The organism is Liquorilactobacillus satsumensis DSM 16230 = JCM 12392, from assembly GCF_001435195.1.
Taxonomy (GTDB): domain Bacteria; phylum Bacillota; class Bacilli; order Lactobacillales; family Lactobacillaceae; genus Liquorilactobacillus; species Liquorilactobacillus satsumensis.
Window position 1 is genome coordinate 146,860 of the sequence record NZ_AZFQ01000034.1, and the last position, 11,721, is coordinate 158,580.

Consider the following 11,721-nt stretch of genomic DNA (forward strand, 5'->3'; position numbering starts at 1 on the left):
GTAGGCTTAGGAACAGGAGGTTGCGGGGTGGAGCACGTTAATAGAAGTGCGTAAAAAGGCGCTAGGTTTTGAGGCTTAGCGTCGGATCACAGTGGTAACTGCACTTGTTACCGGTGTGATCCATGCTAAACACAAAAACCTGCCTTTTGAAGCACGTTATGAAGAAGTGCCGACACCCTGCGTTCAGCCACCATGGACTAGTAATAAGTTGCTACATGTATCCCTCAAAAACAACCTTTTAAAATGTTCACGCAATAATTCACAAATTATAAGTCACCTAACCTTAGATTTAGCTCAAAGAACTGCGTAACCTCAGCTCTTTGAACTAAATCTTTTTTGTTTAACCCAGAACCAAATTGTAAAGTTTTCTCAGTCTGAATCAAACTAACTTTCAATCCTTTCTAAATCGCAAAAAATCCCCATAAGCGTCACTCATTAAATGAGGAAACCTACAGGGCCTAAATAGTTTTAACTTACATGATCAATCACAGTTTCAAGTTCAATGGTTAAGCTTGTGCTTCAATTGCTTGGCAAAGTGCTTGTAACTGCTGCACATTTTCGTCTTGAGGCAAAAGTTCCTGCAGCTCAGCAAGTAAGGGTCGTGCTTGTGCCGTCTGCCTGTTTTTCAACAGCTCCAGAATCTGGGCTTTAACCTGATTGCCCAAACGTAAAAGTTCCGCATTTACCTGCTGTTGTTCAACTTGCTGTCCTTCATACTCTTTTAGCAGCCGTTCAACTAACTTTTTGGCTGCTTCGTAGCAGTCCAGTCCCCAGCGTAAATTCGCAAAATAAAGATCCAGATTGCCTGCATCCCGTTCACCCAAGGCACGTTCTAGATAAACTCCAAAGCGCACTTCACCTGGTAACAAGCGTGAAGGTTCTCCGGCAAACAACTCTGGCAAGTAGAGCGCTTGCGCGTAATGCAAAATATTTTGCGCGTACGGCCGTAACTGCGGCAGCAATTCACTCAAAAGTGTATCTTCGCGATAAATGTAACTGCGCCGCAAACTTGCAAGTAGCAATTCTTTTCGGGAAGTGTCCTGCCAAACATTTTCAATTTGTGTAATCACTGCGGGTAATTCGTCCTTTTGTGTAGCATATTTTCCTACAAGACTTGCAACCGTCAGCACCCACACATCCTGATTAAGCGGTGCAACCGCAAAATCCGGGTCAATTCCATTAGCGCACAATAACCAGAAGAATTCCTCATACGGCACTTCACAGGTTACTTTTTGCTTCCGCAGATCTTTGAGACGCTGCGTAAATGCTAAAGAACCTTGAGCGGCAAGTGCACGCTGCACCAAAATGTATGGATCCTTGCTTTCAGTTCGGGCTAACAGTTGCGTCAACTTAGTGTCTTCGATATCATCTTGCTGCTTTAATTCAGAAACAGTTTTCCCAAAAATAACTGGCAACTTGCCCGCCGCATTTTGGAGCAGCCCCAGCAGTTGCTGCAAAGCATGTGAATTTTCCTCAAAATAAAGCGCACGCAGTACAAATGGTAACAATTGCTGCTTTACCCCAGCATCTTCAGCCCACGGAATCAGCTCAAGATAGTGTAAGATTCGCTGATAATTCTGATCCTTGAGTGCTTCTGCAAACAATGCTCGCAGCATTCCAACCTCGTTCGTCACTGATACTAAAGTCTTGAAGTAAAATGACTGCTGCATGCTGTATTCTTGCTGGTGGGCTTGTAGCCAAGCATATTTCAGCAAATAATCGTCTAAACAAGTTTGGGCCTTGTTAGGCTGTTTCAACTTTTGGTGTGCTTGAAACAGCATCGCATCCAAAATGCACGCTTCGTACTGTGTAAGTGTGAACTTTGGTAAAAATTCAGCCTGCAACTGCAAAATTTCTGTCCACTTTTCATCCAACAGCGCCGTACTCATAAGATAACCTACCAAGGTAAAAGCATTTCGATAGTCATCATATCGCGGAGTGTCCGTGGCTAAAAAGTTGTTCAACCCAGCGCGTGCTTTTTGTTTGACCATTTTTCGGTCTGTCGCCGTTGACCGTCCAATTCCAGCCACCAATTGCGCCCAAAGATGAAAGTCTTGCGGATCAGTCTTTAAACCTGCTTCTAATAATTGTTCATTACGTGCCACTTTCTTTTTTCCACGTCCGCCAACATACCCATAATGATGTACAAAGGCCTTGGTTTCCTTCAATGGCAAATGCAGTGGTTCCAGCCCTTCATGCACTCGGCTGTGAAAGCTGGTTTGAGGAGTTAATCTGACACAACGCATTTGGGCGTTTTCTTGGAAATGCCTGCCTGCAAGGTCCAGATAATCGCGTTTCAAATATGAAAGTGTTCGATACTTTTGGCGGGCTTGCGAATCATTGAAAAAGGTCACTAATTCGCTGACATCGTCGAACCACTCATCATCATCCAAAAATAGAAACCATTCGCCCCGGGCGGCTTTTAAGCCCGTGTTGCGTGCTGCGGCAAAGTCATTGCACCAGTCAAAATGAATAATTTCATCCGTGTATTCTCGCGCAACTGCAAGTGAACCGTCGCTTTGCGCAGATCCTATCGTATCAACAGCCACCAATTGGCTTGGTACCTGCTGTAACAGCGGTTTGATTGACTCAAGGCACTTGCGGATAGTCTTAAGATTGTTGGACACAAGTAATGAGATTGTCAGCACACAATTTTGTGCGCGGTATCTATCCTGAACTGCCATTTATACTGCTCCTTTTTCATTCATGATTTTAATTAATCGTTGACTTTAATTTGCCGCCAAGCATCCAGCAGCTCTTCTAGCATCTTGATTACCGGTGCGATCAAGTCCTTGTCCTTGTTCACATTAGCACGGACCAATTGCCGCTCCATAAAATCATAGAGTTGTCCTAATTCTTGCGGTAATTTGCTGTCTATTTTTTCATTGAGCGCACTTCTCAATTCACTAATAATATCCTGTGCCTTGACCAACTGTTGATGTGCCTGCAATGCATTTTGGTTCGTCAGGGACAGTTCTGCTCTTTTCAAATTCTTAATCGCCCCTTCATATAACAAGACAATCAATTTATGCGGTGAAGCACTCATTACCTGATTTTTCAAATAACTATTGCTAACTTCTTGATAACCCATCTTTAAATCTCCTTTAAAAATCAACATCGATTAGTGCGGCGCTTTTATCCTGCTGCAGATAAGCGCTCACTGTGCTGGCTGGTCGTTCCATTTTTTGAATTTGCTGCATCACAGCTTTTTTTTGCTGCTGCAACTGGGTAGTCAATTTACCATATGCAGCAACGATTTGTTGTGTAACCTGCTGCACTTTGGTATCATTTTCTGCCACCGAAACACCGGTGTTCAAAGCAATTAGTTCTTTGGCTTGTTGCAAAATTTCTTCTGCCTGATTAAGACTCTTGCCATCCCATGACTGCAAAAGTAGTAGTAAATTCTGCAGTGTTTTAAGATGTCCTGCTTCTTGTTCCATTAGCTTAGCTTCCTTTCCCTAGCTCACTGGAATTCTAGCTGGAAGATGTCGAGCTTGCACTTGTGAAGTAGCTCAACTGTGACTGTGATTCCATGATTGCTTGATCCAAACGGGTGAACATGTCGACATAATAGGCCTTCTTAGCGGTCAGCATTGTATTGAAGTCATCAATCTGACTGTTAAGATCTTTAATGCTTGCATCAAAACCCGCAGTCTTGCTGGCAATCACACCTTTATTAGTAGACGTATCTGTCAGATATTTATTAGCCAAACTATCAAGTCCAGCTGCATACCCCGTTGCAGAGGTCACCGTACCGGTCACACTCTTAGTAGCATTATAGAAAAAATTCTTAACAGCATCTGGATCAGCTGCAAGTGCAGATTCTAACTTATCTTGATCTAAACCAAGTGTTCCATCCCGATCAACAGAAGAAATCCCGACAGAAGCTGGATTCAAGGTTGTGCCGCTGACGGTTGGAGTGGTAATCAAGCTGCGCAGTGAAGACTGCAGACGCATCAACTCACCGTCCCCTACCAATTTACCGGTCACGTTATCTGAGCTGCTGGGATCGCCCACATCCAGATCATCACTGATCAAGCTCATCATGCTGTTATACTGACTGACCAAGTCATTGACTGCTGAGACCGCTTTTGATGTGTTATTCTGTAGTGACAGTGTCACATGGGTATCGCTGACTTGTCCAAGAGTGAATGTCACACCATCAATTGCATCACTAACAGAATTGCTATTGCGTTCAATTTGCAAGCCGTCGAGTTCAAAGAGGGCACTTTTCCCTGTAGTTGTCGTAGCACTTGAACCAAGACCTAACGCATCTGCTGCAGTTCCGCTGACACTGATACTCTTTGCGCCCATGTCAGTATTAGTTAGTACCAGTCTGTTGTCCACGATGCTGGCTTTGATATGCGAATTAGTTGTCTGCTTGTTAACCTTATCTACAACATTGGTTAGTGTATCTGTGCTCTCAATCGTAAGGTCAAAGGTCTTATTGCTGCCATCATCATTTGTCTGTGCACTGTTTAAGGTTACTGTACCCGTAATTCCCAGCGCCGTTTTTGTACCCTCAGTGTTTTGCGCACCTACAATTTTGGTTGCGCTCGCAAGCTGATCAACCTTTAGATCATAAGTACCCTCTGCAGCTGCCGTTGTCCCGGTGATGCTTGCAATCTGGCTATTAGATGAGGTTGCATTTTTAGTTTTAAAGGTGTCATCTGACTCTAATGCTTGGACCTTAGTTAAAAAATTCGTTAAACGTGTCTTAACGTCACTCCAAGCAGTCTTTTGACTTGTCAATGTCGTAATCTGTGTTTGTGCTTTGGTCTTCCCTGCAGAATCAGCTTCAAGCAGTTGTTCAATATCAGAAGCGGTAATTCCAGAGTATTGCCCTAAAGTTGAGCTCATACCGTCAGTTGTAATACTTGCCATTTCTGTTCACTATCCCTTCCTGTCAATTGCAATCCCCATCTGATCCCAGATCTTACCAATGACATCTAGCATCTTGGAAGAAGGAATCTCTTGGAGCACTTTTTCTGTCCGCATGTCAACCAGTTCCACATAGGTTCGCCCCGTACGCTTGTGAATTTTAAAAGCCAGCTTAGTGTCGCGTCCGAGCAGTCGTGTATTCATCTTAGAAACTGCCGTTTGTAAATCATCCTCACTCAATTCAACATTTTCTGTTTTTGCCTGTTTGCTAGTTACTTTAACTGCTTTATTTTGAATTGGCTGTTCTTTTCCCTGATCTGCCAGCAAATCTTTTGCTAGACTGGCAAAGTCAAAGTCTCCGATATCTGCCTGTAATTGCGCATCCAGCGGCTGTATCTTCTGAATACTGTCGACTGGTGGAATGTTATTAAGCTCCATTTCAACCCTTCTTCCATTGAATTAAATTATGTATGGTGCAAAAGCCGACTGTCCCCAGTGGGCAATCGACTTTCGCAAAAAATTGATAAATAAGTTATGTGAGTAATTAACCTTGCAATAAGCTCAAAACTGAGTTAGGCATTGAGTTAGCTTGTGCCAGCATTGAAGTGGCAGCCTGAGTCAAGATGTTAGACTTGGTAAAGTTCGTCATTTCTTGTGCCATATCAACGTCACGAATTCGTGAGTTAGCTTCGGAAAGATTCTCTTCTGTGGTCCCCAAGTTGTTTACGGTATGGGTCAAACGATTTTGCGCAGCACCTAATTGGGCACGCTGGTCAGAAACTTTTTTGATGGCAGAATCAATGTTAACCACCGCTTTATCTGCATTAAATTTGCTAATAGATGCTGAATCAGTAGTACTGATAGCTGCTGCATCTTTAGCTAAAGCATTTAGCGAACTCGTATCTCCAACATCACTCCATTTAGAAGCTGTAGAAAGACTAGAAGTATCAATGCCAAGAGCCCCCAAGTTTGTAATATCACCATCTGTTAATGCAGTTGATGAAGTAAAAGTCGAAGATCCTAAAACAGCTGTTAATGCAGCTCCTGCAGAAGTCAAAGCTGATGCAGCTGTTGCATCGATCGAAGCTGTCAATGAAACTGCACTTGTACCAACACCTAGAGCATCTGCCCCCATGTTACCAATTGTGACACTCATAGTTTGGCCTGCATTGGCACCAATTTGGAAGGTGAATGTTGAACTACCAGTTGTAGTACCATTCCCCGTTAAAAGACTCTTTGTATTGAATTGAGTATCTGTACTAATCCGGGTAACTTCTGTCTGTAAAGCAGAAAATTCCTTTTGGATTGCACCACGATCATCATCTGAAAGAGTGCCGTTAGCACTTTGAACAGAAAGGTCACGCATCCGGTTAAGAATGCTGTGAGTTTCGTTCAAGGCACCTTCAGCTGTTTGAATCAAGGAAACCCCGTCTTGAGCGTTACGGGTTGCTTGACCTAAACCACTGATCTGGTTCTTCATTTTTTCTGAAATTGCAAGTCCGGCAGCATCGTCGCCGGCCTTGTTGATCCGTGAACCGGATGATAACTTAGCTAAAGAATCGCTCTTAGCGTTAGTTGCTGTTGTTAAACTGCGCAGAGTGTTCATTGCAGAAACGTTTGTGTTAATTCTCATATCTGATTCCTCCATTTAAGTTAGCTTCATTTTTATTCTTCGGGGTTATCCCCTATGTTATCTTTATCGGTCGCGGACTTAGATGTTTAATAGTTTCTTGAAAAAGAATTAAAATAAAAATTAAGTGTGTGCTAACAGACAATCAGTTTGGGAGGCGGACACAAAATTACAAACAACGCATCTCTGCATAAGCAATTTGAGTTCAGCGCAAGGTTTTGACTGCGCTCTCTAATTCTAGAAAAATGAAGTCAACAAAGTAGGTCACTGTGGCACCCGCATTTTCTAAAAACGGGGCACCTGAAAGTTAAAATTTTTAATTGCAATCAAAGTAGAATAGAGGTACTATATTTTTATGAATATCGAAATAAGCAAAGAAGAAAAAATGGCCGCTTTATTTAATGCACTGAGCGAGCCTAACCGTATCAGGATCATTAAAATCTTAAGAGACAGTTCCCGTGAACTCACCTGCAGTGAGGTTAGTCGTCTGCTGCAAATTGCACCGTCAACGGTTTCTTATCACTTTAAAGCACTGCGGCAAGCTGGACTGACCCAAACCCGGCAGCAGGCCCAGACCAAGTACCTGTCCTTGAATACTGAAACCTTTCGGAATTATCTTCCAGGACTGCTGGATTCATTATGAATCCTTTTTCTTTGCTTTGCTATTTCGATAAATATAGAAATAAAGAGGAGTTTTACGATGAAATTATTTTATGCTGCAGGCGCCAGCTCACTGGCAGCGCACATCTTGCTTGAAGAAAGTGGTCTGCCCTATTCGCTAGAAAAGGTTAATCTTGATACTAAAACTTGGAGCCATGGAGATTATGTGCTCATCAATGCTAAATCCTACGTCCCAGCACTGCAAACCGAAAACGGTACGCTGCTGACTGAGTGTGCTGTCATACTTGAATATATTGCAAATACAGCAGACACTCAAGGGTTGCTAGCACCTTATGCCAGCTCGGCTTACTGGGACCAGCGGATGTGGTTAAATTATATCGCTACTGAACTACACAAGAATTTCATTTCACCAGTTAGACCCGGAAATTGGTTGCCGAATACCCAAGCTTCACAGCAGCTTGTCTATCAGCGGGTGCTCCCACGCCTTAAGTTTGTTGAGCATGCGCTTGAGCAGCAGAATTATTTAAGCAATCAGCATTTCACTGCTCCAGATGCATACCTATTTGTAATGACCAACTGGTTTAAAAGATTAGGCTATCCCTTTGGTGAGCTTAAAAATCTCCAAGCCTTTGATGCGCATCTGCGTGAACGTCCTGCCATTCAGCGGGTTTTAAAACAAGAAGGCCGACCGCACTCATTACAAGCAAAATCCTGACCAACTTTAATAAGAGAGTGTGACATAAGTCGGGAAAATTTGAGTGCTAACTCGAAATTACGAACATAGCGAGTACTTTGCTATGAGTAATTGGGAGTTAGCACTCAAATTTTGACTTATGGAACACATTTATCCGGAATAAAAGAGGGGTAATCACGCCGTAATTTATTAATTATTTTGACTTTTAAGTTTATTTCTTGTTTCGAATTGCGGCATCCAATTTTTTTAGATAAACATTCTCAATTTTAGTATAGGAAAGTTCCTGTTCTAAATGTTTGATTTGTTTTTGTTGCCGCTTAATTAGCTGTTGTTCAGTATTTCTCTTGGATGTTTCTTTCTTTTTCTTAACCATCTTGGGTCGTCCTATCTTAGATAAAATTATGGCTTTAATTCCAAATTGTCGCATTAATTTAAGCCAATTATAAACGACTGTGTGGCTGATATCAAAGTGGATGGCTGTTTTTTGAATACTGGTAGCGTGGTTCAAGTAGTAGGTAATAACCGCTAACTTGAAATCATTAGAATAGCGACGACATTTAAACTGTTTAAGTCCGGTGGGGCCAAAAGCTTTATAACGCGACACCCAAATTACTAACAGTGTATCACTCGGCACCTTATACTTCAAACACAGTGTGTGCAATGAATTTTCACCATTTAAATATTCTTTAACGACTTTCAGCTTAAAGCTGTAGGTATAATTACGTGTCAAAAAAGCACCTCCAAAACTTGATTTACATGTCCAAGTTTTGTAAGGCACTTCACTTATGTCACACTCTCTTAGTTGCAATTCGAAAGATTCAGTTAGACATTTAGTAATCAATAACCTCCAAGTATGTATCAATCAGTACTTGGTTTGGAGGGCTTAAATTCAGTTGTAACCATGGTTCTTGGAAGTTTAAGTGCCGCTTTCTTTTTTATGTAAAAGCTCATAGTAACCTTTGAATTCAGCTGTCGCCTGCTCTTTTCCCAATAGATAAACCGGCAGCTCTGCAATTGGTGGCTGCGGTTGCTTGGAAGCTAGAAAAAGGCGATACCGCACATCAACATGAAAATGACTGACCTCATGTTTTACAGGATTGCTAGGAATATAAATCAAGTTAAGATCAAGCAGTTCAGCAGGTGTACTTGCTGTCGCCTGTGCTCTGCGACCGGTTTCTTCGTGAAATTCCCGCAAAGCGCACTCCAGCGTACTTTCACCGCTTTCAACATGTCCCGCGGGTAACAAGATTTGCTGCAGATATGGATGCTTGATGAAAAAACATTTATCATGGTTAAAAACAACTGCGCTGGCAGATAAATGTAGCGCACTTTTGCGGTCCGTTAAGGTTGCACTTGGAACTGCTGTAACTTTTTGTTCAATTTGTGATAATTTTTCTGCATTTAACCAAGGTCTATTTTGTTGTCGCAACCGTAAAATTGCGTCCAAAACTTCTTTTTTGGAATCCACTTCGCATCTCCTCCTTACTTGACTTCCAGTGTTTGGCGGCAGAGCTGATAAACCTTAATCATCTGCTGAGTTTCTTTAACATCATGCACCCGCAGAATTCGCCCACCTTGTTGCAGCATCTCATTTTCAAACAATAAAGTCGGCAACAAACGCTCTGCCGGTTCCACCGCGAGTAGCTTACTGATAAAACTCTTACGTGAAACAGCAATCATGATTGGTGTATTCAATTCCGCTAATAAATTAACTGATCTAATTTTCAACAGGTCAAACTCTAATACCTTTGTATTGGAAAAGCCAACGCCGGGATCAATGACAATATTTGCCGCACTGAGCCCGTGGGCTTGCAACTTCTTAATGGAGTTACTGAAATAGTCTTTTAGATCAGTCGAAAAAGTCGGCTTTTGTTCCGCCTGATTGCGTCCGTTGAACATTGTAACTACTGCTGGAGTGTATTCACGTACCAATTCCAACTTCTTTTTTGATTGAAAACCGTCAATGTCATTTATAATCTGCACGCCAGCAGCTAAAGCACGTGCAACTACACTATCAGTATTGGAATCGACCGCCAAGATAATTCCTGGAAAGTTCTTCTTGAGTTCTTTAATGTAGGGAGCAATACGTGCCCATTCTTCTGCCGCGCTGATTTCAGTAAAGTTCGGCTTGGAGGACTTACCGCCAAGTTCAAAAATCGCAGCTCCTGCACTGATTTCCTGCTCTACCCGCTGCAAAACCGTCTTAAGATCCGCGTTAACCCCTCCATCATAAAAGGAATCCGGTGTAATATTCAAAATCGAGTAGATTAAAGGATCCGTGGTTACATCAAATGAAAAATCGCGTCCTTTAAAAAATACCCGGCTGTCCTGCAATATTTTTTCAAGGTCTTCACTTGGCGTACCAAAGACTGTTTTCCAGCATGCAAGCAGTCTTTTCAAGCTCGCAGTTGCCAATTCTGCGGTAACTTTTTTACCTGCCCTCGAAAAACACACATTTTGCTGCTTTAACAAACCCAACAGCTTTGTAATCTCAGCCTGTGAACCGCTAAATTCCACTGTCAACTGGTCAAAAAAGCGACTTTTACATTTGCAGCTGGCTGCTTGAATAATCAATATTACCCCTCCTTATTTTTGGGCACAATTAACTTGCGCACTGCTTTTAACAAGTAAAATGAACCAACTACCAGTATAAGTCCGTCTTCCTCCTTAGCTGCTGCCACCGCTTGGTTAAATGCCTGGCGTGCGGCAGTAAAGGCTGGAGCATGCATTCGACTGATTTTATCAAAAACCTGCTGCAGCTCAACTGCTGCAAGCTTGCGCGTGGGGTGCTCTGGTTCAGTCAGATAAAAGCTGGCGTTTTTGATTTCAAGCAACTTGGCAACACAATGTCCATAATCTTTATCTTTCAAGAAGCCAACAACGATTTTTTTGGGTTTTTCTGGATATAACGTATTCACGGTCGCTGTGAAAGCTTTGATTCCATCAAGATTGTGCGCTGCATCCAAGATAATTAATGGTGCTGTCTTAATTTTCTCGAATCTGCCTGGAATTGAGAGGGATGGCATTGTTTTAGCAATTAGCTGCTCCAACTTAAAGTTACGTTTTTCTTTGGCTAAAAAGACTTGCAGCCACCGCAGGACTGTCGCCAAGTTCTCTTGTTGATAGGTTCCCAGCAAGGAATATTCAAAAGTACATTCCGCATGCGCCGTTTTCAGCTGCATGAAGGTTTTGGTTTGCGCTGTTGCAACCACCCGCAGTTCAACTGTGGCAGCCAGATGAACCTGTGCAGCCATGCGCCGAGCTTGTTGTGCTAAGATTGTATAAACTTGCGGCGGCTGTTTAGGTGCAATAATCACTTCTGCATGCGCACGTATAATTTTAGACTTGGTTACTGCAATTTCCGCAATTGTCGTCCCTAAAATTCGCGTGTGATCCAATCCAATTTTAGTAAATATGGAATAAGCAGTCGTTTTGACTGCATTTGTCGCGTCTAGTTCACCACCCAGACCGCACTCCAAGACTACATAGGCAACCCGGTGCTCTGCAAAATAAAGCATTGCCACCACAAAAGTCATCTCGAAAGCAGAAAGCGCAGCCGGATCAAGTTCCATTTTCACCAATACGGCTGTAATCACTTTCACGTAACCCGCAAAACTGGCTGCAGAAATCATGGTGTCATCTATGCGAATACTCTCAGTCACCTCATCAATGAATGGACTGGTAAACAAACCGGTGCGCTCGCCCATCTTTTGCAGTAATGCTGCAATCATGGTACTAGTTGAACCTTTGCCGTTCGTTCCGCAAACATGAATGATCTTAAACTTTTCATCAGGGTGTCCCAATTGGTGCAGCACCCGTTTTAGTAATGCAATCCGATCGCCTTGTCCATAGAGAAAACTAGGCAATTTTTTGGTCGTATCATTCGCCATCCTTT

General features: G+C 42.6%; 12 protein-coding genes. 2 read left to right on the top strand and 10 right to left on the bottom strand.

The features are described 5' to 3' along the window. Positions 1-506: 506 nt before the first annotated feature. The 6 genes from FD50_RS04545 to FD50_RS04570 all read right to left on the bottom strand — a co-directional run bounded on the left by FD50_RS04545 (position 507) and on the right by FD50_RS04570 (position 6,514). A complete protein-coding gene (locus FD50_RS04545; protein ID WP_056960579.1) occupies positions 507-2,684 on the bottom strand; it encodes a glycosyltransferase in 2,178 nt (725 codons plus the stop codon). 32 nt (positions 2,685-2,716) lie between these two features. Further along, the gene (fliS, locus tag FD50_RS04550) at positions 2,717-3,091 is read right to left on the bottom strand and encodes a flagellar export chaperone FliS (RefSeq protein WP_056960584.1); all 375 of its coding nucleotides are present in this window, start codon (positions 3,089-3,091) and stop codon (positions 2,717-2,719) included. Positions 3,092-3,104: 13 nt separating this feature from the next. Beyond that, the gene (locus tag FD50_RS04555) at positions 3,105-3,440 is read right to left on the bottom strand and encodes a DUF1643 domain-containing protein (protein WP_054756432.1); all 336 of its coding nucleotides are present in this window, start codon (positions 3,438-3,440) and stop codon (positions 3,105-3,107) included. A gap of 34 nt (positions 3,441-3,474) precedes the next feature. Next, a complete protein-coding gene (gene fliD / locus FD50_RS04560) occupies positions 3,475-4,884 on the bottom strand; it encodes a flagellar filament capping protein FliD (protein ID WP_056960585.1) in 1,410 nt (469 codons plus the stop codon). Between the two features lie 9 nt (positions 4,885-4,893). After that, on the bottom strand, positions 4,894-5,319 hold the full coding sequence (locus FD50_RS04565) for a flagellar protein FlaG (protein ID WP_054756430.1): 426 nt from the start codon (positions 5,317-5,319) through the stop codon (positions 4,894-4,896). Positions 5,320-5,425: 106 nt separating this feature from the next. After that, positions 5,426-6,514 (bottom strand): flagellin N-terminal helical domain-containing protein, encoded by a 1,089-nt coding sequence (locus FD50_RS04570; RefSeq protein WP_056960587.1) that lies wholly within the window; start codon positions 6,512-6,514, stop codon positions 5,426-5,428. 352 nt (positions 6,515-6,866) lie between these two features. On the opposite strand from FD50_RS04570, the gene FD50_RS04575 reads away from it, so the two are divergent. Both FD50_RS04575 and FD50_RS04580 read left to right on the top strand, forming a co-directional pair. Further along, entirely contained in the window at positions 6,867-7,154 is a 288-nt protein-coding gene (locus FD50_RS04575) for an ArsR/SmtB family transcription factor (RefSeq protein ID WP_054756428.1), read from the top strand. Positions 7,155-7,211: 57 nt separating this feature from the next. After that, the gene (locus tag FD50_RS04580) at positions 7,212-7,847 is read left to right on the top strand and encodes a glutathione S-transferase N-terminal domain-containing protein (protein ID WP_056960588.1); all 636 of its coding nucleotides are present in this window, start codon (positions 7,212-7,214) and stop codon (positions 7,845-7,847) included. A 190-nt stretch (positions 7,848-8,037) separates the two neighbouring features. Here FD50_RS04580 and FD50_RS04585 read toward each other — a convergent pair whose 3' ends face one another. From FD50_RS04585 to FD50_RS04600, 4 genes are all read right to left on the bottom strand, one after another. Beyond that, complete coding sequence (locus FD50_RS04585) at positions 8,038-8,556, bottom strand: helix-turn-helix domain-containing protein (RefSeq protein WP_054756427.1); 519 nt, start codon at positions 8,554-8,556, stop codon at positions 8,038-8,040. A gap of 186 nt (positions 8,557-8,742) precedes the next feature. Further along, positions 8,743-9,294, bottom strand: coding sequence for an NUDIX domain-containing protein (locus FD50_RS04590; protein WP_054756426.1), 552 nt, complete (start codon positions 9,292-9,294; stop codon positions 8,743-8,745). Between the two features lie 14 nt (positions 9,295-9,308). Then, the gene (gene folP, locus FD50_RS04595) at positions 9,309-10,400 is read right to left on the bottom strand and encodes a dihydropteroate synthase (protein WP_056960589.1); all 1,092 of its coding nucleotides are present in this window, start codon (positions 10,398-10,400) and stop codon (positions 9,309-9,311) included. Between the two features lie 2 nt (positions 10,401-10,402). Continuing rightward, positions 10,403-11,716 (bottom strand): bifunctional folylpolyglutamate synthase/dihydrofolate synthase, encoded by a 1,314-nt coding sequence (locus FD50_RS04600; protein WP_056960590.1) that lies wholly within the window; start codon positions 11,714-11,716, stop codon positions 10,403-10,405. Positions 11,717-11,721 lie beyond the last annotated feature (5 nt).

What these genes read in the sequence shown, in the direction of transcription:
- FD50_RS04600 (WP_056960590.1), bottom strand. Translation starts at nt 11,716, where the DNA reads ATGGCGAATGATACGACCAAAAAATTGCCTAGTTTTCTCTATGGACAA.
- FD50_RS04565 (WP_054756430.1), bottom strand. Translation starts at nt 5,319, where the DNA reads ATGGAGCTTAATAACATTCCACCAGTCGACAGTATTCAGAAGATACAG.
- FD50_RS04545 (WP_056960579.1), bottom strand. Translation starts at nt 2,684, where the DNA reads ATGGCAGTTCAGGATAGATACCGCGCACAAAATTGTGTGCTGACAATC.
- FD50_RS04575 (WP_054756428.1), top strand. Translation starts at nt 6,867, where the DNA reads ATGAATATCGAAATAAGCAAAGAAGAAAAAATGGCCGCTTTATTTAAT.
- fliS (WP_056960584.1), bottom strand. Translation starts at nt 3,091, where the DNA reads ATGGGTTATCAAGAAGTTAGCAATAGTTATTTGAAAAATCAGGTAATG.
- fliD (WP_056960585.1), bottom strand. Translation starts at nt 4,884, where the DNA reads ATGGCAAGTATTACAACTGACGGTATGAGCTCAACTTTAGGGCAATAC.
- FD50_RS04570 (WP_056960587.1), bottom strand. Translation starts at nt 6,514, where the DNA reads ATGAGAATTAACACAAACGTTTCTGCAATGAACACTCTGCGCAGTTTA.
- FD50_RS04555 (WP_054756432.1), bottom strand. Translation starts at nt 3,440, where the DNA reads ATGGAACAAGAAGCAGGACATCTTAAAACACTGCAGAATTTACTACTA.
- FD50_RS04580 (WP_056960588.1), top strand. Translation starts at nt 7,212, where the DNA reads ATGAAATTATTTTATGCTGCAGGCGCCAGCTCACTGGCAGCGCACATC.